Below are 22,523 nucleotides of genomic sequence, written 5' to 3' on the forward strand. Positions count from 1 at the left end.
ATTGCGCATATCGACGAAGCAGGAGCCGGGGGGGCGGCTCCTGCCATGATCTGATCGTGCCGGCCTTCCGTTCCGATGGCTGGCAAGAGTCAGGCTATGTCCGCTCGGCTTGCCCAGGCGGCCTGCATGCTGCTTTGCGCGCCGCTGGCTGCGGTCTCCAGGAGCAGCACACGTACGCAGTTCCCTTCGCAGTGCACTTTCCCTCCATAGGCTTGTGCGCGGGAACTCAGACGTTCAATAGCCAGACGTGTTGTGTCGAGTAGCAGATCGCGATCACGGTCCAGCAGAGCGATTCTGAGCAGAATTCCTTGTTGCCCTTTCAATTTCCCACAGCGAGCACGTATCTGGATCTGTCCTTGTTCCTGCTTGAGCAGCAATGAAACGGCCTCGGTGAGAGTGCGGTAGGCCGCCAACTGCAAGGGAATACTCAGTTTGCAGGGATCCCCAGTCAGGAAGGGGGATGTGATCCTATGTGTCTGATTCCAGCTTTCACGAATGCCGCTGACCTGCAGGGCCAGGTAGAGACCGACGTGCTCGACCTCGGTCGGATAGACCATGCTGGTCAATTCGCGGAATTGGCGGGAATGTGCGGTGGATGTGAGAAGTAGATCCACTGCCGGCGAGTGATGGCCATGTGTCTTCAACAGGTCGGCTGTCCTGCTCAAGGAAGCTTCAATGTCATCCGCGATTCTCCTGAGATCCAGGGCACGCTCCCGCAGATCCATTTCGCCCGCCATATGAGCGGACCTTGATAGTCGTGCAGCCTGGTGCCCGTCTACGTCTCTACGCCCCCGCTGATGATAGTGCCGGCTGATGCGTGAGCCGAGTGCCAGCAGCCCGGTTCCTGCAATGGCGATCAGCTGCTGCGTCGTGAAGGTTCGTTCATCGTATGAGCCAAGGAGGCCGGATGTAGGAGTAACCACTGCAATGAGAATGTTCAACAGGGGGACGCCAACGGCTGCTCCCTGCCAGCCATGAATACATGTCAACACGATCACGGGCAGCGCCATGGTCAACTGCAGACTTGTCTTGCTTGCATCCGACAAGCCAGGGGCCATTGCGGTAATCAGACCCAGTCCCAGCATCACTGCAAGAGCGGCGACAGTCGGGGGAGAGCGCCAGCGTCCCCATTCGTCCATTGCATGGCGCCTGCTCCAGAGAACCGCCAGTGGCGCAACCGTCAGGATGGCAATGTAGTCACCAAGGACGAAGCGTACGGCCCTTGTCGCAATCGGCACGCTTGAAGGGTTCTCTGAAAGCAAGTGAGACAGCCCAAGCTTGAGGGCAGTAGCAATCACTGCGGCTGACACCGCGACCGAAAGCAGCCATCCATCTGCCCTGGCAGTCATGAATTTTCGATGCGCATGTACAACCAGAGCAACGGCTGGCAGCAGGAATGCCGAACCCAGGATTACCCATGCCAGCCCATACTCATCTATCAACGGGTAGCGCAGTTGTGCGAAGTACGCGTACTCGCCAATAAGCAGGTAGGGCCAGAGGCGAGGTGGACACACAAGCAAAGCCGCTACGCGAATGCCGGCAGGCAGGTAAAACTGGTCCAGCGAAACCCGCCAAGCGGCCCAACACGTAATCGCGTACATCACGGCAATCGCCAGCCCCAAGGGCCGCACGCGGAACGTCAGTTCAATTCCCCTCTTCCACCAATTCAACCCAAGCCTCCAATGCTCGTGACATGGCGGCGGCCCCATTGCTTGTTTGAACGCGCCATTGGGTGACAGTATCCATAGAAGCACGGGCGCGCAATCACACGAGCTGGACCGCCTTGGCGGGGGGGGCAAGGCGGTGCCGAACAAAGATCACCTTCGAGTAGTGATCTGCATCTCGTTTCTATGAGGAAGTCAGGTTGCGGCCCGCGGAGCGCCTGGGTCAATGGAGGATGTACGTCCCCCCAAAGCTTCGGTAGCGCTCGCCTGGCTGGAACCTCCCCGCGCTTCCGTCAATACGATCCTGAGTCTGTTGCCACTCATGTCCATGTGGCCACCATGCACAAGAATTCGGCCCAGCAACTGCTCATTTGCCAGTTCCGTGGTCCGGATTCCCAAAGATTCGTTCCGACCCACGAGGGCTACGCAGATGAATACACCCGGATTCCGGGCGAAACATCCACAGCGGATGCTGACCGAAATTTGTCCGGATTCGCATCTCAGTAGAAGTGATACCGCATCAACTACAAGCCGGTAGGCCGCAAGCTGCAAGCCTACCCCGAGCGCGCAGGGGTCACCCATCAACCTGGGTTGCCCGATTCGATGCGTGGCGTTCCATGCCTCACGCACTCCACCCGCCTGCAAGGCCACGTACAGGCCCAGCCGTTCCAGGGCGGCGGGATAGATCATGCTGGCCTGGGCCCGGAACAGGCGTGAATGCACCTCCGAGGTATGCCGCAGGCTGTCTGCGACAGCGTGATGGCCCTGCGCATGCAGCCAGTTCACCATTTCGTTCAGCGACAGGTCCATGCCATCGCCCAGTTGGCGCAGATGGGCCGCACGCTCACGCAGGTCCATCTCGCTGGCCAGGTGTGAGTTCCGCGCAAGCAGCAGGGCTGCTCTGCCATCTTCCTCGCGCAACCGATGCTGGCTCTGGAAGTGGGTGATGCGCGCGCCCAGCAGCAGCAGGGCGATGCTGGCGATGGCCATGGCCTGCTGGGTAGCGAACGTGGCCGGGTCGAATGCCGTCGGATGGTCGGCAGGGGCGCTCAGGCCAAGCATCATGTTCACGGCGGCGACACCGATGGCCGCACCGCGCCATCCCAGCAGGCAGGTCAGGGCGATCGCGGGAATAGGCAGGATTAACAGCAACTGCAGTGAGCCAGGCGCCGTGATCGAGGCAGACACCGGAGTCGCCTGCAGGCCAACGACAAGCATGGCTGCGAGTGCTCCTGCCACGGCAGCAATGGACCGGACCGTCCATTCTTCCTCGGCTCGGCGGATCCACAGCAGAGCCAGAGGCGCCAGGATCAGGATGCCGGTGAAGTCGCCCAGCGCATAGCGCAGCAGGTTGGTGATGAATGACGCGTTGTGCAACGGTTCCCAGAGCAGGTACGAGATCCCCAGGTTCAGCAGGCTGATGACCATCGCGGCGCATGCCGCAATGGAGATCACGCCGACGATCGTGGTGCGTGCCTGCAGCTTCCGGTGCAGCCGCACGATCAGCATCACGGCAGGCATCAGGAACACCGAGGCGAGGATCACCCAGGTCAGGTTGTATTTGCTGATCAGGGGGATGCGTAGATGCGCGAAGTAGGCGTATTCACCGATCAGCAGATAAGGCCAGAGCCGGGGCGGGCACAGCAGCAGTGCGGCCACCCGTACGCCAGCAGGCAGGAAGAACTGGTCCAGTGACAGCTTGCGCGCGCCCCAGCAGGCGAAGGCATAGAGCAGCGCCAGTGCCAGCCCCTCGGGGCTGACCCGTATCCTCACCTGCAGGCCGTCCTTCCACCACCGCATCCACGTGCTCCCCCAGCTCCTGCACCGATTATGTGGCTGGGAAGGGTTCCGCTACCACAACGCATCCCGCAGCTTGTACCACGACATCGCCGCGACCAGCAGCGGCATCCGCAGCAGCCGCCCTCCCGGGAAGGGCGCATGCCGCAGGCGCTGGAACACGTCCAGGCGCTCGCTCTGGCCCGCAATGGCGGCGGCGATGACCTCGCCAGCCAGCCCGGCGGCGGCCACGCCATGCCCCGAGAACCCCTGCGCGAAGTACAGGTTGCCATCCAGCCGGCCCCAGTGCGGGGCGCGGTTGCGGGTAATGTCCACGTAGCCGCCCCAGACCTGTTCCAGCGGCACGTCGGCCAGTTGCGGGAAGACCTGGTGCATGCGCCGCTGCATCACCCCGTGCAGCCCGGGCGGGGGCAGGGCCGAATAACTGGCGCGGCCGCCGAACAGCAGGCGGTGGTCGTGGCTGAGGCGGAAATAGTCCAGTGCCCAGGCGGTGTCGGCCACGGCCATGTTGTTGCCGATCAGGGCGCGGGCGCGCTGCGCACCCAGTGGCGCGCTGGCACCGATATAGGTGCCGACCGGCATGATCCGTCGTTCCAGCTCAGGCAACAGGCCCTGCAGCCACGCGTTGCCGGCCACCACCAGATGCGCGGCGCGCACGCTGCCCTGCGCCGTGTGCAGCGCGGGTTGGGAGCCGCGCTGGATGCGCACCACGGGCGAATCCTCGTGGATGACCACCCCGGCCGCACGTGCTGCATCGGCCAGGCCACGTGCATAGGCCAGCGGCTGAAGGTGCGCGCTGAGCGGGTCGAACATCGCGGCGCGGTAGCGCGGGCTGTCCAGCTGCGCATGCAGGGTGTCACGGTCCCACCACTGCATGGGGTAGTCGTAGTGGCGCTGCAGGTGCTCGCAGTTGGCGCGCAGATCACGCTCGTGACGCTCGCGGATGGCGACGCTGGCGTGGCCTTCCACCCAGTGGCAATCGATGCCATGGCGGTCGATGCGCGTGCGCATCGCCTGCACCGCATCGCGCGACCAGTCGAACAGGCGGCGGGCATCGTCGCGGCCGAGCTGGCGCTCCAGCTCATCCACCTCGCAGCCGTAGCCAACCAGCGCTTGCCCGCCGTTGCGCCCGGAGGCGCCCCAGCCGATCCGCTGTGCTTCCAGCAGGACCACCCGCTGGCCCCGTGCCGCCAGTTCCAGTGCCGCGGTCAGGCCGGTATAGCCGGCGCCAAGCACGGCTACATCGGCCTGCACATCGCCCCGCAGCGCGGGCAGCGCGGGTGGTTCGGGCAGGCTGGCGGCGTACCAGCTGGGTGGGAAGGCAGCGCTCACTGCAGGCCTCGCGCTTGCGGCGCGGATGGTCGGAGTGGGGGAGGGGGACCGGTGTTCACCCGCGTAGTTTCGCCGATGGATGACGGCCATGGTGTGACGGTGATGACTTGCCGCGTTCGCCGGGCGACGGGTAACGTGTCCATACGCCAAGGAGTTTTCCCATGCGCCGCCTGCCCTGGGTGGGCCTGCCCACCGACAGTACCGTGCTCGGCCATCACCGTTTCGCGGTGGCCGGCGAGAAGTACGTGCGCGCCCTGGTCGAGGCGGCCGACGTCACCCCGCTGGTGTTGCCGAGCCTGCAGCCGCCGTTGCCGGCCAGCGACTGGCTGCAGGGGCTCGATGGCCTGCTGTTGACCGGTGCGGTCAGCAACATCGAACCACAGCACTATGAAGGCGGCCGCAGCTGGCCGGGCAATCCGCATGATCCGGCGCGGGATGCCAACGCCTTCGCGCTGCTGCAGGAGGCGCTGGCGCTGGACCTGCCGGTGCTGGCGATCTGCCGCGGCTTCCAGGAGTTGAACGTCGCACTGGGCGGCAGCCTGCATCCGCAGGTGCATGTGGTGCCGGGCCTGGATGACCATCGCGAGGACCCGCAGGCGCCGGTGGAGGTGCAGTACGGCCCGGCCCACGCGGTCACGCTGGCTGCCGATGGCTGGCTGGCGCAGTGGCACGAGGGCGAGCGCGTGCAGGTCAATTCGGTGCATGGGCAGGGCATCGCCCGCCTGGCGCGGGGGCTGCAGGTCGAGGCGGTGGCCGACGACGGGCTGGTCGAGGCGGCGCGCAGCCTGCATCATCGATTCGTGCTCGGCGTACAGTGGCACCCGGAGTGGCGTGTCATGCAGGCGCCGTTCTATCACGCTATTTTCCGTGCGTTCGGCCAAGCTTGCCGGCAGCACCAACAGAACCGACTGGATTCCCGATGAGTTCCCGAACGCGCCCGCGCAAGACGGCCACGCCCCCCGCACCGCAGGAAAGCAGCCTGCTGCGCTGGCTGAAGGAGCGGCGGATCACCGAGGTCGAATGCCTGGTGCCGGACATCACCGGCAACGCGCGCGGCAAGATCATCCCCGCCGACAAGTTCTCGCACGATTACGGCACGCGCTTGCCGGAAGGCATCTTCGCCACTACGGTCACCGGCGAGTTCCCCGACGATTACTACGACCTGACTTCGCCGTCGGATTCGGACATGATCCTGCGTCCGGACCCGGACACCGTGCGCATGGTGCCCTGGGCCACCGACCCGACGGCGCAGATCATCCACGACTGCTACACCAAGACCGGCGAACCGCACGAGCTGGCCCCGCGCAACGTGCTGCGCAGGGTGCTGGACGCCTATGCCGAACTGGGCCTGCGCCCGGTCGTGGCACCGGAACTTGAGTTCTTCCTGGTGCAGAAGAACACCGACCCGGATTTTCCGCTGCTGCCCCCGGCGGGCCGCTCGGGCCGTCCGGAAACGGCGCGCCAGTCCTACTCGATCGATGCGGTCAACGAGTTCGACCCGATCCTCGACCTGATGTACGACTACTGCGACGCGATGAAGCTGGACGTCGACACGCTGATCCACGAGTCCGGCGCGGCGCAGCTGGAGGTCAATTTCACCCACGCCAACGCGATGGACCTGGCCGACCAGGTGTTCCTGTTCAAGCGCACCATGCGCGAATCGGCGATGCGCCACGGCGTGTACGCCACCTTCCTGGCCAAACCGATGGAGAACGAGCCCGGCAGCGCCATGCACATCCACCAGAGCCTGGTACGGATCAGCGACGGCCAGAACGTGTTCAGTGGCGAGCATGGCGGCGAGGATTTCAGCCCCATGTTCGCCCACTACCTGGCGGGCCTGCAGAAGTATGTGCCGATGGCCATGGCCTTCTTCGCGCCGAACGTGAATTCCTACCGCCGGCTGGTGTTCGGCGAGGTTTCACCAAGCAACGTGCACTGGGGGTTCGACAACCGCACCTGCGGCCTGCGGGTGCCGCTGGATACCCCGGAAAACATGCGCGTCGAAAGCCGTTTTGCCGGTTCCGACGCCAACCCCTACCTGGCCATGGCGGCCACCCTGGCCTGTGGCCTGCTGGGTATCCGCGAGCGCCTGGCACCGGATGCACCGGTCAGCGGCAGTGCCAAGGAACTGGGCTACAACCTGCCGCGCTCGCTGGGCGAGGCGCTGGATGGCCTGGAACAGTGCGGCGCGCTGCAGGCGCTGCTGGGCGAGCGTTTCTGCCGGGCCTACATCTCGGTCAAGCGCAAGGAATACGAGACCTTTTTCCGTGTCATCAGCTCGTGGGAACGCGAGTTCCTGCTGCTGAACGTCTGAGCATCCGCAATAGAAAAATCCGCCGCCGGGGGGTAGGCTGGCACCCGTTGCCGGCTCCGCCGGCCCCCCCTTCCCGCATTCTGGAGCACCCGATGAAGCTGCGTATCCTCACGCTCGGCCTGGCCTCCGCCATGCTCGCCGCCTGTGGCGGTGGCAAAGGTGGCGCGCAGGACAGCCAGGTCCTGAACGTCTACAACTACAGCGATTACATCGCCGAGGACACCATTCCGGCCTTTGAGAAGGAGAGCGGGATCAAGGTGACCTACGATGTGTTCGACAGCGATGAGATGGTCGAGACCAAGCTGCTGGCCGGCAACAGCGGCTACGACGTGGTGGTGCCGACCCTGAACTTCTTCGGGCGCCAGATCCAGGCCGGGGTGTTCCTGCCGCTGGACAAGAGCAAGATCCCAAACCTGGCCAACCTCGATCCGGCGGTGATGAAGCGCATCGCCACCCAGGACCCGGGCAACCAGTACGGCGTGCCGTACATGATCGGCACCACCGGCATCGGCTACAACGTGGACATGCTGAAGCAGCGCTTCGGCGGCAGCGCCGACATCGCCAACAGCTGGGACCTGGTGTTCAAGCCGGAAAACATCAGCAAGATGAAGGACTGCGGCGTGACCATCCTGGACACGCCGGCGGACATGATCCCGATCGCGCTGCACTACCTGGGCCTGGACCCGCACAGCGCCGAGCCGGCCGAGCTGCAGAAGGCGGCCGACCTGCTGAAGTCGATCCGTCCGTACGTGCAGAATTTCCACTCCTCGCAGTACGTGGGCTCGCTGGCCAATGGCGGCACCTGCTTGGTGGTCGGCTGGTCGGGTGACATCATCCAGGCCCGCGACCGTGCCGAGGAAGCCAGCAATGGCGTGCACGTGGCCTACTCGATCCCGAAGGAAGGCGCCCCGCAGTGGTTCGACATGCTGGCGATCCCGAAGGACGCCAAGCACCCGGAAGCGGCCTACGCGTTCATCAACTACCTGCTGCAGCCGAAGGTGGCCGCGGCCAACACCAACTTCATCCACTACGCCAACCCGGTGCCGACCGCGACCCCGCTGGTGGACGAGGCGATCCGTACCGATCCGACCATCTACCCGCCGGCCGATGTGGCCGAGAAGATGTTCAGCTATTCGATCAACACGCCGGAGACCGACAAGCTCTACACCCGGCTGTGGACCGAGGTGAAGACCGGGCGATAAGCCAGTCCGGCGGCGCCGGGCGATGCCCGGCGCCCGCTCCCCGGGAGGGAGGCGGGCCTTGCCCGGCAAGGGCAGTGGCCGCGCAGGCGCGGCCCGACCGGCCCCGCCCGCCTGTTGCCGTCATATCCCCTGCGCCCCCGGGCCGTTAGAATGGCGGCCGCTGTCCACCGCCCGCTCCCGGAGCCCCCATGCCCGTTGAAGCCCAGCCGGTAGCCGCCGTCGTCGACACGACGGGTGTGCCCGGCTATCTCTCCATTCGTGACCTGCGCAAGGAATTCGACGGTTTCGTCGCCGTCGACGACGTCAATCTGGACGTGCGCAAGGGCGAGATCTTTGCCCTGCTCGGTGGCTCCGGCAGTGGCAAGTCGACCCTGCTGCGCTGCCTGGGCGGCTTCGAGACGCCCACCAAGGGCAGCATCACCCTCGATGGCCAGCGCCTGGACGCGCTGCCGCCGTACCAGCGGCCGGTCAACATGATGTTCCAGTCCTATGCGCTGTTCCCGCACATGACGGTCGAGCAGAACATCGCCTTCGGGCTGAAGCAGGATGGCCTGGCCAAGGACGCGATCAGCAAGCGCGTCGGTGAGATGCTGGAGCTGGTGCAGATGGGCCACCTGGGCAAGCGCAAGCCGCACCAGCTGTCCGGTGGCCAGCAGCAGCGCGTGGCGCTGGCGCGGTCGCTGGCCAAGGGGCCGAAGCTGCTGCTGCTGGACGAGCCGATGGGCGCGCTGGACAAGAAGCTGCGCTCGCAGATGCAGCTGGAACTGGTCAGCATCATCGAATCGTCGGGCGTGACCTGCGTGATGGTCACCCACGACCAGGAAGAAGCGATGACCATGGCCACCCGCATCGCGGTGATGGATGCCGGCTGGATCCAGCAGGTCGGCAAGCCGGACGAAGTCTATGAGCAGCCGGCCAACCGCTTCGTCGCCGAGTTCATCGGTTCGGTCAACCTGTTCGACGGGGTGATCGACGAGGACCTGCCCGAGTACGTGACCGTGCGCTCGCCGCTGTTCCCGGCACCGATCTACATCGCCCACGGCATCACCGGTTATGAAGGGCAGCCGGTCGCGTTCGCGCTGCGCCCGGAGAAGGTGATGATCGGCAAGGACGAGCCGGAAGGGCACACCAACAAGGCACAGGGCGTGATCGAGGACATCGCCTATTTCGGCAGCCACTCGGTCTACCACGTGCGCCTGCCCAGCGGCGCCAAGGTGCTGGCCAACTTCGCCAACTCGCAGCGCTGGGCCAGCGATGGCCTGACCTGGGGCGACAGCGTGTGGGTGCACTGGCGCGACAACGATGGCGTGGTGCTCACCTCATGAACGTCGCCGGCCTGAAGCGTTGGCTGCCGGGGCTGCGTGCCACGGTGATCGGCATTCCGTACCTGTGGCTGCTGCTGTTCTTCGCGGTGCCGTTCCTGATCGTGCTGATGATCAGCTTCTCGCTCAGCCGGGTCGGCTCGCCGCCGTACACCTGGCTGCTGCAGTACGTGGACGGCGGCTTCTCGCTGAAGCTGAACCTGGAGAACTACCTGGCGCTGTTCCGCGATTCGATCTACGCGCAGGCGTTCCTCAGCTCGATCAAGATCGCGGCCATCTCCACCTTCCTCACCCTGCTGATCGGCTACCCGATGGCCTATGCCATCGCGCGCCTGTCGCCGGCCGCGCGCAACGTGGCGATGATGCTGGTGGTGCTGCCGTCGTGGACCTCGTTCCTGATCCGCGTGTACGCGTGGAAGGCGATCCTGGACCGCAACGGGCTGCTTGACCAGTTCCTGCAGTTCACCGGCCTGCAGACGTTGATGACCAGCCTGGGCCTGCCCAAGCTGCAGCTGATCGATACCCCGACCGCCGCCTACATCGGCATTGTCTACTGCTACCTGCCGTTCATGGTGCTGCCGCTGTACGCCAACCTGGTCAAGCACGACCACCGCCTGCTGGAAGCGGCCTACGACCTCGGCGCCAAGCCGTGGCAGGCGTTCCTGCGCATCACCCTGCCGCTGTCGAAGGCGGGCATCATCGCCGGCTGCATGCTGGTGATGATTCCGGCGATCGGCGAATTCGTGATCCCGGAAATGCTGGGTGGCTCGGAGACGCTGATGGTCGGCCGCCAGCTGTGGAACGAGTTCTTCAACAACCGCAACTGGCCGGGCGCCTCGGCGATGGCGGTGGCGATGATCCTGCTGTTGCTGGTGCCGATCCTGCTGTTCAACCGTTCCCAGCAGCGCCTGCTGGAAGGAAAGCAGGCATGAGCCCGCGCACCGCCAAGGGCCTGGGGCTGGGCGTGCTGCTGCTCGGCTTCGCCTTCCTGTACCTGCCGATCCTGCTGCTGATGTTCTACTCGTTCAACAGCTCGCGGCTGGCGATGGTCTGGGCCGGGTTCTCCACCCGTGCCTACAGCGACCTGTTCGCCGACCGCGCGCTGATGGATGCGATGTGGACCAGCCTGGTGGTGGCGTTCTGGACCGCCTGTACCGCCACCGTGCTGGGCACGCTGGCGGCGATGGTGATGACCCGCTTCAAGCGCTTCCGCGGCAAGCCGCTGTTCGGCGCCCTGGTCACTGCACCGCTGGTGATGCCGGACGTCATCCTCGGTTTCTCGCTGATGGCGCTGCTGGCCTCGATGGGTGCGATTCCCGGCTTCCCGGCGCGCGGCCTGACCACCATCTGGATTGCGCACGTCACCTTCACCCTGTGCTTCGTCACCGTGGTGGTGTCCTCGCGCCTGCAGGAAATGGATCTCTCGCTGGAAGAAGCGGCGATGGACCTGGGTGCCAGCCGGCTGACCGTGTTCGGCCGCATCACGTTGCCGATCATCGCCCCGGCACTGGTGGCAGGCTGGCTGCTGGCCTTCACCCTGTCGCTGGATGACGTGGTGGTGGCCAGCTTCGTCGCCACGCCGGGTTCGACCACGCTGCCGATGAAGGTGTTCGCCTCGGTGCGCATGGGCATCAGCCCGAAGATCAATGCACTGGCAACGCTGCTGGTGTCGGCGGTATCGATCGCCGCGGTGATCGGCTGGTACATCAATGCACGGGCCGAGAAGCGGCGCCAGCGCGACCTGCAGCTGGCGCGGCAGGACAACGGCTGAGGTCTGCCGGCCGGGCCGGCAACAACAGCGCCGGCAACATCCGGCTCACGGCCGGCGGCGCACAATGGGGGTCTTCCTCAAGGAGATCCCCCATGACCGTCGAGATCGTGGATCCGGCCACCGGCCTGGTCACCTACCGCCATGAACTGATGGGCGCTGCCGATATCGAGCAGCGCCTGCAGGCTGCCGCCGAGGCCTTCCTGGGCTGGGCGGATCGCTCGTTGCAGGAACGGGGCGCCATCCTGCGCCAGATCGCCGCGCAGCTGCGCGCACGCCGCGACGACCTGCAGCAGGCGATGACCCATGAAATGGGCAAGCTCAAGGCCGAAGCGCTGGCCGAGGTCGACAAGTGTGCCGCTGCCTGCGAGTACTACGCCGACCACGCCGCCGACTACCTCAAGCCACAGCTGATCGACACCGAAGCCCAGCGCAGCTACGTGCGCTACGAGCCGATCGGCTGCGTGTTCGCGGTGATGCCGTGGAATTTCCCGATCTGGCAGGTGTTCCGTTTCCTGGCCCCGGCGTTCATGGCCGGCAACGTGGCCCTGCTCAAGCACGCCAGCAACGTGCCGCAGTGCGCCGACCTGATCCTGGCGGTGTGCCGTGACGGCGGCCTGCCGGACGGCGTGTTCGATGTGCTGCACATCGACAACGACCAGGCCGCCGACGTGCTGCGCGACGCGCGGGTGAAGGCGGTGACATTGACTGGCAGCGAACGGGCAGGGCGCTCGATCGCGTCCAATGCCGGCAGCCAGCTGAAGAAGTCGGTGATGGAACTCGGCGGCAGTGATGCGTTCGTGGTGCTCGACGATGCCGACCTCGACAAGACCGTGGCGGCGGCAGTGAAATCACGCTTCGACAACAGCGGCCAGACCTGCATCGCAGCCAAGCGCTTCATCGTGGTCGATGCCGTGGCCGATGAATTCACCCGTCGCTTCGTTGAGGCGGCGGGCGAGCGCCAGTACGGCGATCCGGATGAGCGTGGTACCACGCTGGCGCCGATGGCCCGCGCCGACCTGCGCGACGAACTGCACAAGCAGGTGCAGGCCAGCGTGGCCAAGGGCGCGCGCGTGCTGGTCGGTGGTGAGCCGATTGCCGGCACGCATGCCGGCTATCCGGCCACGGTGCTCGATCAGGTGGGTCCGGGGATGCCGGCGTACGACGAGGAACTGTTCGGGCCAGTGGCCGCAGTGATCCGGGTCAAGGACGAGGCCGAGGCGCTGCGCGTGGCCAATGACACCCGCTTTGGCCTGGGCGGCAGCGTGTGGACCCGCGACCCGGTGCGCGGCGAAGGCTTTGCCCAGCACATGGAGTGTGGCGCCGCGTTCGTCAACGCCATCGTCAAGAGCGACGCGCGGTTGCCGTTCGGTGGCAGCAAACAGTCCGGCTTCGGCCGCGAACTGGCCGACCACGGCATCCATGAGTTCATGAACATCAAGACCGTCTACGTGGCTTGATGCCCCTGCCTTTGTAGAGTCGAGCCATGCTCGACTGCTGTTGGCCGCATCAGTCGAGCATGGCTCGACTCTACAAAAAGGCGGATTACAGCCACTTGGCGCGCTTGAACAACCGGTACAACCCCACGCACACGCCGCCCACGCCGACGATCATCAGTGGGTAGGACCACGGTTCACTCAGCTCCGGCATGTGGCTGAAGTTCATGCCGTACCAGCTGGTGATCAGTGTCGGCGCCGCCAGCAGTGCGGCCCATGCACCGAGGCGCTTGACCGTCTCGCCCTGCGCCAGCGTCACCAGCGACAGGTTCACGCTCAGCGCGGTGCCCAGCATTTCGCGCAGGGTGTCGATCACATCGCTGATGCGCACGGCGTGGTCGTGCACGTCGCGCACGTACAGCTTCACTTCGTCGGGGATCAGATCGCCCTGGTAGCGGCGCAGCTGCGCCAGCACGTCCTGCAGCGGCGCCACCGCCATCCGCATCTTGTTCAGTTCGCGCTTGAGCTCGTACAGCCGCACCACGGTGCTGCGCTTGTAGTTGTCAGCGAAGATGTCCTTTTCCAGCAGGTCCAGGGTGTCGCGGAAGCGGTGCACGATCGGCAGGTAGTTGTCGACCACGAAGTCGGTCACCGCGTACAGGCAATACGACGGGCCCATCTTCAGCAGTTGCGGCTCGCGCTCGACGCGCGCGCGAACCGGCGCATAGGACAGCGACGCACCATGGCGCACCGTCACCAGGAAGCGCGGGCCGAGGAAGGCATGCGTTTCGCCGTACTGGATGCGCTCATCGACCATCTGCGCGGTGGTCACCACCACGAATAGGGAATTGCCGTAGGTCTCGACCTTGGGCCGCTGGTGCGCGTTGCGCGCATCCTCGATGGCCAGGTCGTGCAGGCAGAATTCCTCCTGCAGTTTCAGCAGGACATCGTCGTTGGGATCGTACAGGCCCACCCAGACGAAGCCGTTGCCACTGGCAATGACATCGCTGATGGCGTCCAGGCTGATGTCGTGGCGTTTGCCCTCGTCATCGTAGTGGACGCAGTTGATGACGCAGGCGGGGTTGGCCGAGGCAGGTGCGGAAGCGGAGGCGGGCAATGACATGCCCGCCATCGTGCGTCAGGGCCGTGTTTCGGACAAGTGAGGACGAGGCCCCAGGACCCATGCCAGGGCCACGTGCACCGGCAGCAGCAGCACGATCCACTGCACGTTGTACTGCGCCTGCAGGCTCAGCCAGTGCATTACCAGCGCGGCCACGGCCTGTACCGCCAGCAGCCACAGCACGATCCTGAACATGCGGCCCGGCACGCGCCGGCGCAGCACGGCGATCGCGCCCGGCAGCAGCAGCACCGCCAGCGGCGAAAGCAGCAGCAGGTTACGGTTGGCCCAGGCGGCGTAGTGGGTGCTGAAGCCCCACAGGAACACCAGCAGGCTGCCGGCGATGGTACACAGCAGCCAGAACGGCAGGGCCAGCCCGGCCAGCAGCCGCGGGCGGCTGCGCAGCGCCAGCACGCCGGCGGCGATCACCAGGCCGCACAGCAGCCACGGCCACCAGCGGCGCGCGAATTCCTTCGGTTCCGGGTCGATGCGGTGCGGCAACAGTTCCTGTTCGGACTGCACCAGCGGTCGTCCATCGCTGTTGCGTGCCTGGCGCAGCGCATCGGCCAGACGCATGGGTACGAACGCTTCCTGCCAGCGCGACAGCGGCTGGTCGGCGAACGGGCCGAGGCCGACGTCGAAGCCCAGCCACATCCACGCTGCCGGCGAGGCCAGGCGCACCGATTCACTGCGATAGGTGTTGCCGCGCGAGCGCCCCGACAGCTGCGATTGCAGTCCGCCGCCCAGCGCCTTGTCCACGGTATCGCGCACCATCGTGGCGCAGTTGGCGGTGTAGTAATCGTAGTGGTAGCGCGCGTTTTCCGGCTTGGCCCGCTCGGCCAGGTCGGCGGCCAGCGCTCGCGCCTGGTCCGGGCGCAGGTCCAGCCACTGCACGCTGGCGCCACGGCCGGTCTCGTCGTAGTACGACAGGTCCTGCTGCAGCGGCAGCGCCACCAGGTAATACATCATGTCGCCGCGCACGAAGCGGCTGATGAAATCATCTTCGGACGGATCGAAGTAGCCGAAGTTGTACGAGGTCGCTTCGCCGCTGGTCGGATCGATCACGACGATGGCGTCGTGGCCGAAGCGCTCGAAGAACACCGTGCCCGGCTGCATGGTCACCACGCCGATGCGCGGGGCAGGAGCCTCGGCGCTGGCGACGGGTACAGCAGGTGCGGGTGTGGCTGCCACCGGCTGCGCGGAGGCGGCCAGCGGCAGGACCATGGCCAGCACGCACAGTGCCAGCCACACCGTCAGGCGCAGTGCCAGGTTGGGGGCACCGCGCTTCAAGCGTCGTCCTGCGCGTCCGGCGGCAGCACGGTCACGTGGAAGGCCTGCACCCGGCGCGCATCGGCGCGGGCCACGCGGAACATGAAACGATCCAGCGCCAGCTCGTCGCCCACTTCCGGCAGGTGGCCCACGGCCTCGGTGACCAGGCCACCGATGGTGTCGTAGTCCTCGTCGGAGAAGGTGGCACCAAAGCGCTCGTTGAAGTCACCGATCGGGGTCAGCGCGTCGACCACGTACTGGCCGTCGGACTGGATGGCGATCTGCGCCGACGGATCCTCGGCCTCGTCATGCTCGTCGTCGATCTCGCCGACGATCTGCTCCAGCACGTCCTCGATGGTGACCAGGCCGGCGACACCGCCGTACTCGTCGACCACGATGGCCATGTGGTTGCGCGACAGGCGGAATTCCTTCAACAGCACGTTGAGCTTCTTCGCTTCCGGAATCAGCACCGCCGGGCGCAGCAGCTCGCGCACGTTGGCCGGGCCGTTGTCGGCGACCACGCCGCGCAGCAGGTCCTTGGCCAGCAGAATGCCCAGGATGTCGTCCTTGTTCTCGCCATGAACCGGGAAGCGCGAATGGCCGGATTCGACCACCTGCCTCATCAGCTCCAGGAAGGGCGCTTCGACCGGCAGCGAGACCATCTGCGAGCGCGAGATCATCACGTCGCCCACGGTCAGCTCGGCCACCGAAATGGCGCCTTCCATCATCTTCAGGGTATCGGCGGCGATCAGCCCCTCTTCCTGCGCGGTGTGCAGGACCGCGACCAGCTCGTCGCGGGTGTGGGGTTCGCCGGAGAAGGCGGACGTCAGGCGTTCAAGCCAGCCGCGCTTCTTTTCACTGTGCTCCGCAGGGGAGCTACTACTGTCGTCTTCTGACATCTCTGGAAAAAAGGCACCCGGCAGGCCGGGCGTTGGCCCCAGTCTAGCAGGATGTGACGGCCTGTCAGTGACCGTCGCTGCCGGGCCCGGTGATCGGCGGCGGGGCCAGTTCAGGCCGCGCGGGGGCTTCTTCCTCGGGCAGGTCCAGGCTGTAGGTGCAGCCGGCCAGGGTCTTGCCGGGATGGGAGGCCACGGTGGAGACGCTGAGGATGATCGACTCGATCTGGGCCTCACCGGTCTTCGGGTCGGTCACATCACGGCTGACCAGTTCGCGGCCGGCCATGAACTTGCCGTCCTGGTCGTAGCCGGTCTCCAGCCCCAGCCGCTTGGCCAGCGGCCGTGGGTCGGCCTGGTCAAGGACCGCCATGATGCTGGCGCCGGCCACCGCCACCCGCTCGGTGGCCACGCCGAAGACGGTGATCGGCTGGGCCAGCCGGTACTCGCTCATGAACTGGTTGCCCTGCGGCAACGGCTGCAGGCCCTGGGCCACGGCCTTCAGCGGGTCGGCCAGCAGCGGCGCCAGCGCACCGAGATCGGCCACGCGCTGCCGGCACTCGATCAGCGCCGGCAGGTCCAGGCTGGAGGCGAAGGCAGGCGGAGCGGCAAGGGCACCCAGCAGGATCAGGCAGCAGCGCAGTGACACGGGCGGTATCCGCAGGCGGTGGGGCGCCATCATAGCCCCGAGGAACGGGTGAACGGCCGGGTGATACGGCGGGCGACTCCGATCATCACTGCACGCAGCAACATCAGCGGCAGGGTGATCAGCACCGACAGCATCGCGAGGTGGAGCAGCCCCGCGATGGCCCAGGCCACGGTCGGCACCAGCCCAGCGTCCATCAGCCAGGGCATCGGGTTCGGCCCGGCATTCCGGATCAGCATCATGTAGACCGCGGCGAGTACGTACAGCACCAGCAGCGAGGTGCGCGAGGCATGGAAGAACGGCAGCCCATTGGCGGGCCGGCCCAGGCGCCGTTGCAGCATCATCCGCCACAGCACCGGCAGCGCCAGCGCACCCGCCAGCATCAGCAGCATCGAGATCGTCAGCAGGCCGGGGCCGTGTGCGGGCTGCGCCCGGTCGTTGAGGTACGGCCCGATCATGCCGATCGCCAGCCCTGCCACCAGGCAGAGGGGCGACAGCAGCGCCAGGCCGCGCAGCAGCCAGTGCTGCCCGGTGGGATCGGTGGCAGCGATGCGCCGGACGGTGCGCACGCCCAGCACCAGCAGGGCGGCGAAGAGGCCGCCCACGATCAGTAGCGTGATGAAGCTGCCTTGCTGGATCATCCTTGTTCCTCGTGTTTTCGTTATGGACCCGGGGGATGGCCGCCCGGCCTGCTCAGCGCTCGCCGGCGTACGGATCGGCGATGCCGAGCTCGGCCAGGATCTCGCGCTCCAGCTGTTCCATCGCCTCGGCTTCCTTGTCGTCCTCGTGGTCCCAGCCGAGCAGGTGCAGCACGCCGTGCACGGTCAGGTGCGCGTAGTGGGCATTGAGCGCCTTGCCCTGTTCATCGGCTTCGCGGGCCACTACCGGCGCGCAGATCACCAGGTCGCCGAGCAGCGGGAACTTGACGCCCTTGGGCAGGCCTTCGGGCATTTCGGCCGGGAAGCTGAGCACGTTGGTGGCGTAGTCCTTGCCGCGGTAGTGGCGGTTCAGTGATTGCCCCTCCTTGGCGTCGACCACGCGGATGGCCAGGTCGGCCTCGCGGATGCGGCCCTTCAGTGCGGCGGCCACCCACTTGCGGAAGCTGACCGCCGCCGGCAGGCCGGTGCGCGGCAGGGCGTAACTGACGGCGACATCCAGTCGCACGGGACCACGGGTCATGGAGTTGCTCCAGGCTGGATCTGATGCAGGTCGCGGCGGTCGTAGGCGCTGACGATGCGCGCGACCAGCGGGTGGCGGACCACGTCGCGGGATTCGAAGAAGGTGAAGCTGACGCCCTCGACCCCCCGCAGCACATCGATGGCGTCACGCAGGCCGGAGCGCACGTGCTTGGGCAGGTCGGTCTGGGTCAGGTCGCCGGTCACCACCGCGGTGGAACCGAAGCCGAGACGGGTCAGGAACATCTTCATCTGCTCGATGGTGGTGTTCTGTGCTTCGTCCAGGATCACGAACGCATCGTTGAGCGTGCGGCCGCGCATGTAGGCCAGCGGCGCGATCTCGATGACGTTCTTCTCCAGCAGCTTGACCACCTTCTCCACGCCCATCATTTCATACAGGGCGTCGTACAGCGGTCGCAGGTAGGGATCGACCTTCTGGCTCAGGTCGCCGGGCAGGAAGCCCAGCTTCTCGCCGGCCTCCACCGCCGGGCGCACCAGGATCAGCCGCTGCACGCGCGATTCATTCAGCGCTTCGACCGCGCTGGCCACGGCCAGGAAGGTCTTGCCGGTACCGGCCGGGCCGATGCCGAAGTTGATGTCGTGGGTGGCGATCTGGTGCAGGTAGCGGCCCTGGTTCGCACCGCGTCCGCGCACCGTGCCGCGCTTGACCTTGATTGCCACGTCCTGCGCTTCGTAGGAGCGCTCGGCGATCTGCTCGACGTTGGCCTGGGCCAGGCGCAGATGGATGGCATGGTTGTCGAAGGTGGTCTCGCCGGCCTCGGCGTACAGCGCCTCGACCAGCTTCTGTGCTTCGACGATGGCCTCTTCCGGTCCGCTGATGCGGAACACGAAGCCGCGGTTGGCGATCTCCACGCCGAGCTTCAGCTCGATCTGTCGCAGATGCCCGTCAAACGGACCGCATAGGTTGGCCAGCCGCTCGTTGTCTTCCGGCGACAGGGTGAAGTCTCGATGCTCGATGCTTTTCATTGATCGGGTAGGGCGGAAGCCTTGCACCACAGTGGATTCAGGCGGCAAGGGTAGCGCGCGGCAGGGTCACACGGCCAGCGCCGGGCGTTTTCCACATGGCGTGTGGACCGGGCTGGAAGAAAGCTGTGGATAGACACCTTCGTCCCTTGTGCCACAGGCTCCATGAGCCGATGGTGAAAAAAACGTCATGACCGGCGGAGGGGGGAGTGCCGGAAACTTGACGGCGGCCGGGCCGCGGATGACTATCTGCCCGGAGCCCCAAGGGAACAGGGTCTTCCGCAAGGATCGGCGCAGCGCGCTGCCCGGCCCGTAGCAACGCGGAAGTGGCAGGTAGGCCATCGCCAGGGCAGGAGCGCCTGGCACAGGAAATGACATGGATGCTTCACTCGCGCATGCCGCGCTTGCTTCGCTGGTCGGGCTGGAGCCGGACCATCAACTGCACCGCCTGCGGGCCGATGGCCTGCCCCCATTGTTCGTCGAACAATGGTGGGGCCATGAATGCCTGGCCGGTGGATTCGATTACTGGGTGGATGTGCTGCATCCGGACGCGGGCCTCGCGTTCGGTGAATGGCCGGGTCGCGAGGCGGCGCTGGTCACCCGCCTGGACGATGGCCAGGATCATCTGCGCTGCGGGTATGTTGCCGCTGCCCATCGGCTGGACAGTGAGGGCGGCCTGGCGCGCTATCGCCTGCACTGTGTCCCATGGACCTGGCTGCTGGGGCATGCGCGGCACAGCCGCGTGTACCAGGAGCGCACCGTGCGCGACATCGTCGAGGACGTGCTGGGCGGGCATGGCGAGTTGGCCTGCTGGCGTTGGAGCGAGGACGCCGTAGCCGCTCTGGCCGAGGCGCCTGCGCGCAGCTACTGCGTGCAGTATCGCGAGCCGGACCTGGCCTTCGTGCAGCGCCTGCTGGCCGAAGAGGGAATTGCCGGCGCATTCGAGAGCGACAGCGGCGGGCGGCTGACCCTCGTGCTGTTTTCCGACAGTCGAGCGCAGCCGGAGAACCCTCAGTCCGCCCGCGATGGCGGCATCCGCTTCCATCGCAATGACGGTACCGAAGTGGCGGACACGCTGCAGCAGCTGGGCGCACGTCGCCTGCTGGGCAGCAACCGGTTGTCGCTGGTCACCAGCGATTACCGGGGGCCGGTGCTCCGCCATGTCCAGTTGCCGTTGCAGGCGGGCGGCCAGAGTCCGCGCGAGATCTACGACCCGGTGGGCGCGCATGCCTTCGCCCAGGCGGCCGATGGGCAGCGCCGGGCACGCCGGGTGGCCGAAGCGCACGAGGCGGGCCTGGCCGGTTGGCTGGGCACCGGCAGCGTTCGAAGCCTGCAGGCGGGCCGCTTCATCCGCGTGCTGGCGGCAGGAACCGCCGCCGCCCCGACCCTCCTTCCAACTGAAGTACTGCACCACGGGTGCAACCCGCCGCCGATCACGCAGGGGCGCGGGCAGCGGCGGGCCGAGCCACCTGCGCCCTGGCTCGCGGCCAGCGCAGGGCTGCCGGGAGCCCCGCTCGAGGCGTCCTCGGCGTTGGGCTACGCCAACCGGTTCCGGGCCGTCGACCAGCGGCAGCCATGGCGCCCGGTACTGCAGGACGGGACCGGGGAGCGCATCAACCCGCGGCCGCTTGCACCGGGCTACCAGACCGCCCGGGTCATCGCCGGCGATGGCCGGAGTGACGCCGATCTGCATGCCGACAGCCAGGGCCGGGTCCGGGTGCGCCTGCATCTGCAGGGGGCCACCGACGCCGAGGCAACGTGCTGGATGCGGGTGGCGCAGCGCTACGCCGGGCCAGGCGTGGGTTCGCAGTTCCTGCCGCGTGTAGGCCAGGAGGTGCTGGTCGGCTTCCTTGAGGGCGACATCGACCGGCCGCTGGTGCTGGGTGCGCTGTACAACGGCCGTGGTGATGCCGGCGCTGCTCCCACGCCTGCCGGTGCGGCCGCAGCCGGTAGCGACGCAGGCCTGTTCGGCCAGGCCGCCGACAGGCGTCCGAGTGCGCAGGGCAATGCGGCCGGCGGCCACGCCCCTGCCTGGCATGCGATGGCGCCCGGTGAAGGCCAGCACCGGCATGCCGGTGCCTTGTGGGGCATCCAGTCACGGGAGTGGTCCGGTACCGGCTACAACCGCCTGGTATTCGACGACTCCGATGCGCAGCTGCGCCTGCAGCTGGCCAGCAGCCATGCCATCAGCGAACTGAATCTTGGCCACCTGCGGCACCAGGCCGACAACCATCGCGGGTCCCTGCGCGGCGAGGGCGCGGAACTGCGTACCGATGCCTGGGGTGCACTGCGCGCCGAGCGTGGCGCATGGCTGATCGCGCACCCCCGCGCGCCCGCTTCGCCGGCCGGTGAGGCCGTTGCCGCCAGTGCGCTGCTGCAGCAGGCGTCAACCCTGGCCGGGTCCTGGCACGCGATGGCGACCACCCACCGGGCGGTCGGCATGGCCAGCCACGCTCCGCCGGACGACAGCGCGGGCCTGGCAGGCCTGCAGCGGGTCGCGCGCGCCAGCGTGCCCGGGCAGGACTACGCACAGGCCCGCGCAGGTGGTGAGGGTCGGCCCACCGGCGGCGCCGTGCCGCATACCGAAGAGCCCATGCTCGGGCTGCACGGCCATGCCGGCCTGGCCATGGTGGCCGGGCAGGCGCTGCAGTGGAGCAGTGCCCGGCATGTGGTGCTGGCCAGTGGCCAGCACAGCGATGCCAGCGTGGCCGGTAGCGCGCGCCTGCACGCGATGCAGGCCGTGGGCGTGCTCGCAGCCAGTGGCCGGACCTTTGCCGGCGAGGCTGCATTGAGCGTCGTGGCGGGGCAGGCGGCGCTGGACGTCCGCGCCCAGTCCGCGCAGATCAACGTGCAATCGCGTGCCTCTCTGCGTGCCGCCAGCGCCCAGGCGGCCGTGGAACTGGCCGCGCCGCGCACCCTGCATATCGCCACCGCCGGTGGCGCCAGCCTCACCCTGGAGGGCGGCAACCTGGTGGTGAACTGTCCCGGCACCATCACCGTGCACGCCGGGCAGAAATCCTTCGTCGGGCCTGCGCAGCTCAGCTACGCGCTCCCGGACATGCCGACCAGCACCCTCAGCGAGCAGATTCCGAAGCTGGCCTTCCGCCTGCAGGACATTCCGGGGCCGCAGGGGCATCCGCTGGCAGGCCAGCCCTGGAAGATCGTGCGTACCCGCCGGGCGCTGGACGAGGACATGCGAGATGGCGCGCTGGTACCGGGCAACTGGGCCGAGACCGTTGCCGAGGGGCAGGCCGACGAGCAGGGCGACGTCAGCCTGGATGACGCCCTGTGCGCGAAGATCTGGAACGATGCCGGCCGGTTCCCGGGGCGGCTGTTCCTGGTGCATGGCATCGACGTGATTCCCCTGCAGCGTCCGCGCCCCTACAGCAGCTCGCCAGGCGTGCGCGCCACCATGGACACGCTTGAAGCGATCAACTACGGCAAGACCCTGGCCGACCTTCCCGATGATGCGGCGCTGTATGCCTACCGGCAGCGTGCCGAGTACGAGTTCCAGTCGCATATCGACGCCGACCCGGCCCAGCGCAAGGAGATCCAGTGATGGCAGACGGCACCAAGCTGGGCAGCGTCCCGCATACCGCATTGA

General features: G+C 66.8%; 18 protein-coding genes. 8 read left to right on the top strand and 10 right to left on the bottom strand.

Annotation, left to right across the window (positions count from 1 at the left end; all coding sequences use genetic code 11):
- Positions 1–89 precede the first annotated feature (89 nt).
- The 3 genes from K5L94_RS07425 to K5L94_RS07435 all read right to left on the bottom strand — a co-directional run bounded on the left by K5L94_RS07425 (position 90) and on the right by K5L94_RS07435 (position 4,793).
- Positions 90–1,670, bottom strand: coding sequence for an MASE1 domain-containing protein (locus K5L94_RS07425; protein WP_274512384.1), 1,581 nt, complete (start codon positions 1,668–1,670; stop codon positions 90–92).
- Between the two features lie 189 nt (positions 1,671–1,859).
- Positions 1,860–3,464, bottom strand: coding sequence for an MASE1 domain-containing protein (locus K5L94_RS07430; protein WP_274512385.1), 1,605 nt, complete (start codon positions 3,462–3,464; stop codon positions 1,860–1,862).
- Between the two features lie 51 nt (positions 3,465–3,515).
- Positions 3,516–4,793, bottom strand: a complete 1,278-nt coding sequence (locus tag K5L94_RS07435; RefSeq protein WP_053509850.1) for an NAD(P)/FAD-dependent oxidoreductase — start codon at positions 4,791–4,793, stop codon at positions 3,516–3,518.
- A gap of 161 nt (positions 4,794–4,954) precedes the next feature.
- Here K5L94_RS07435 and K5L94_RS07440 point away from each other — a divergent pair, with 161 nt between their 5' ends.
- The 7 genes from K5L94_RS07440 to K5L94_RS07470 all read left to right on the top strand — a co-directional run bounded on the left by K5L94_RS07440 (position 4,955) and on the right by K5L94_RS07470 (position 12,859).
- On the top strand, positions 4,955–5,716 hold the full coding sequence (locus tag K5L94_RS07440; protein ID WP_274512386.1) for a gamma-glutamyl-gamma-aminobutyrate hydrolase family protein: 762 nt from the start codon (positions 4,955–4,957) through the stop codon (positions 5,714–5,716).
- Entirely contained in the window at positions 5,713–7,107 is a 1,395-nt protein-coding gene (locus K5L94_RS07445) for a glutamine synthetase family protein (protein ID WP_006429229.1), read from the top strand. Before K5L94_RS07440 ends, K5L94_RS07445 begins: the two co-directional genes overlap by 4 nt.
- Before the next feature lie 92 nt (positions 7,108–7,199).
- Positions 7,200–8,309 carry a polyamine ABC transporter substrate-binding protein gene (locus tag K5L94_RS07450; protein ID WP_274512387.1) on the top strand — a complete coding sequence of 370 codons (1,110 nt, stop codon included), beginning with the start codon at positions 7,200–7,202 and terminating at the stop codon, positions 8,307–8,309.
- Positions 8,310–8,497: 188 nt separating this feature from the next.
- Complete coding sequence (locus K5L94_RS07455; protein ID WP_180878301.1) at positions 8,498–9,634, top strand: ABC transporter ATP-binding protein; 1,137 nt, start codon at positions 8,498–8,500, stop codon at positions 9,632–9,634.
- A complete protein-coding gene (locus K5L94_RS07460; protein ID WP_049458219.1) occupies positions 9,631–10,563 on the top strand; it encodes an ABC transporter permease subunit in 933 nt (310 codons plus the stop codon). The genes K5L94_RS07455 and K5L94_RS07460 overlap by 4 nt, the downstream gene beginning before the upstream one ends.
- The gene (locus K5L94_RS07465; protein WP_004151945.1) at positions 10,560–11,402 is read left to right on the top strand and encodes an ABC transporter permease subunit; all 843 of its coding nucleotides are present in this window, start codon (positions 10,560–10,562) and stop codon (positions 11,400–11,402) included. The genes K5L94_RS07460 and K5L94_RS07465 overlap by 4 nt, the downstream gene beginning before the upstream one ends.
- A 92-nt stretch (positions 11,403–11,494) precedes the next feature.
- Entirely contained in the window at positions 11,495–12,859 is a 1,365-nt protein-coding gene (locus K5L94_RS07470; RefSeq protein WP_274512388.1) for an NAD-dependent succinate-semialdehyde dehydrogenase, read from the top strand.
- 85 nt (positions 12,860–12,944) lie between these two features.
- Here K5L94_RS07470 and K5L94_RS07475 read toward each other — a convergent pair whose 3' ends face one another.
- The 7 genes from K5L94_RS07475 to K5L94_RS07505 all read right to left on the bottom strand — a co-directional run bounded on the left by K5L94_RS07475 (position 12,945) and on the right by K5L94_RS07505 (position 18,922).
- Positions 12,945–13,967, bottom strand: coding sequence for a magnesium and cobalt transport protein CorA (locus K5L94_RS07475; protein WP_014036582.1), 1,023 nt, complete (start codon positions 13,965–13,967; stop codon positions 12,945–12,947).
- Positions 13,968–13,973: 6 nt separating this feature from the next.
- Positions 13,974–15,176, bottom strand: coding sequence for a lipoprotein N-acyltransferase Lnb domain-containing protein (locus K5L94_RS07480; protein WP_274512623.1), 1,203 nt, complete (start codon positions 15,174–15,176; stop codon positions 13,974–13,976).
- Positions 15,177–15,238: 62 nt separating this feature from the next.
- Positions 15,239–16,120: a CorC family transporter gene (locus K5L94_RS07485; RefSeq protein ID WP_053449270.1), complete on the bottom strand. Its 882-nt coding sequence runs from the start codon at positions 16,118–16,120 to the stop codon at positions 15,239–15,241.
- 64 nt (positions 16,121–16,184) lie between these two features.
- A complete protein-coding gene (locus tag K5L94_RS07490) occupies positions 16,185–16,793 on the bottom strand; it encodes a hypothetical protein (RefSeq protein ID WP_180879792.1) in 609 nt (202 codons plus the stop codon).
- On the bottom strand, positions 16,793–17,401 hold the full coding sequence (locus tag K5L94_RS07495; RefSeq protein WP_053449272.1) for a hypothetical protein: 609 nt from the start codon (positions 17,399–17,401) through the stop codon (positions 16,793–16,795). The genes K5L94_RS07490 and K5L94_RS07495 overlap by 1 nt, the downstream gene beginning before the upstream one ends.
- A gap of 52 nt (positions 17,402–17,453) precedes the next feature.
- A complete protein-coding gene (gene ybeY, locus K5L94_RS07500; RefSeq protein ID WP_053449273.1) occupies positions 17,454–17,939 on the bottom strand; it encodes an rRNA maturation RNase YbeY in 486 nt (161 codons plus the stop codon).
- On the bottom strand, positions 17,936–18,922 hold the full coding sequence (locus K5L94_RS07505) for a PhoH family protein (protein ID WP_006429312.1): 987 nt from the start codon (positions 18,920–18,922) through the stop codon (positions 17,936–17,938). The genes ybeY and K5L94_RS07505 overlap by 4 nt, the downstream gene beginning before the upstream one ends.
- A gap of 373 nt (positions 18,923–19,295) precedes the next feature.
- Between K5L94_RS07505 and K5L94_RS07510 the strand changes: the two genes are divergently transcribed.
- Positions 19,296–22,478: a type VI secretion system Vgr family protein gene (locus K5L94_RS07510; protein ID WP_274512389.1), complete on the top strand. Its 3,183-nt coding sequence runs from the start codon at positions 19,296–19,298 to the stop codon at positions 22,476–22,478.
- Positions 22,479–22,523 lie beyond the last annotated feature (45 nt).

The organism is Stenotrophomonas forensis (genome assembly GCF_028752115.1).
GTDB lineage: Bacteria > Pseudomonadota > Gammaproteobacteria > Xanthomonadales > Xanthomonadaceae > Stenotrophomonas > Stenotrophomonas forensis.

Bases quoted from the DNA above. Each gene is read 5' to 3' on its own strand.
- K5L94_RS07440 (WP_274512386.1), top strand. From the start codon at position 4,955: ATGCGCCGCCTGCCCTGGGTGGGCCTGCCCACCGACAGTACCGTGCTC.
- K5L94_RS07450 (WP_274512387.1), top strand. From the start codon at position 7,200: ATGAAGCTGCGTATCCTCACGCTCGGCCTGGCCTCCGCCATGCTCGCC.
- K5L94_RS07480 (WP_274512623.1), bottom strand. From the start codon at position 15,176: ATGGTCCTGCCGCTGGCCGCCTCCGCGCAGCCGGTGGCAGCCACACCC.
- K5L94_RS07465 (WP_004151945.1), top strand. From the start codon at position 10,560: ATGAGCCCGCGCACCGCCAAGGGCCTGGGGCTGGGCGTGCTGCTGCTC.
- K5L94_RS07510 (WP_274512389.1), top strand. From the start codon at position 19,296: ATGGATGCTTCACTCGCGCATGCCGCGCTTGCTTCGCTGGTCGGGCTG.
- K5L94_RS07490 (WP_180879792.1), bottom strand. From the start codon at position 16,793: ATGGCGCCCCACCGCCTGCGGATACCGCCCGTGTCACTGCGCTGCTGC.
- K5L94_RS07505 (WP_006429312.1), bottom strand. From the start codon at position 18,922: ATGAAAAGCATCGAGCATCGAGACTTCACCCTGTCGCCGGAAGACAAC.
- K5L94_RS07475 (WP_014036582.1), bottom strand. From the start codon at position 13,967: ATGGCGGGCATGTCATTGCCCGCCTCCGCTTCCGCACCTGCCTCGGCC.
- K5L94_RS07455 (WP_180878301.1), top strand. From the start codon at position 8,498: ATGCCCGTTGAAGCCCAGCCGGTAGCCGCCGTCGTCGACACGACGGGT.
- K5L94_RS07495 (WP_053449272.1), bottom strand. From the start codon at position 17,401: ATGATCCAGCAAGGCAGCTTCATCACGCTACTGATCGTGGGCGGCCTC.
- ybeY (WP_053449273.1), bottom strand. From the start codon at position 17,939: ATGACCCGTGGTCCCGTGCGACTGGATGTCGCCGTCAGTTACGCCCTG.
- K5L94_RS07430 (WP_274512385.1), bottom strand. From the start codon at position 3,464: ATGCGGTGGTGGAAGGACGGCCTGCAGGTGAGGATACGGGTCAGCCCC.
- K5L94_RS07460 (WP_049458219.1), top strand. From the start codon at position 9,631: ATGAACGTCGCCGGCCTGAAGCGTTGGCTGCCGGGGCTGCGTGCCACG.
- K5L94_RS07445 (WP_006429229.1), top strand. From the start codon at position 5,713: ATGAGTTCCCGAACGCGCCCGCGCAAGACGGCCACGCCCCCCGCACCG.
- K5L94_RS07470 (WP_274512388.1), top strand. From the start codon at position 11,495: ATGACCGTCGAGATCGTGGATCCGGCCACCGGCCTGGTCACCTACCGC.
- K5L94_RS07485 (WP_053449270.1), bottom strand. From the start codon at position 16,120: ATGTCAGAAGACGACAGTAGTAGCTCCCCTGCGGAGCACAGTGAAAAG.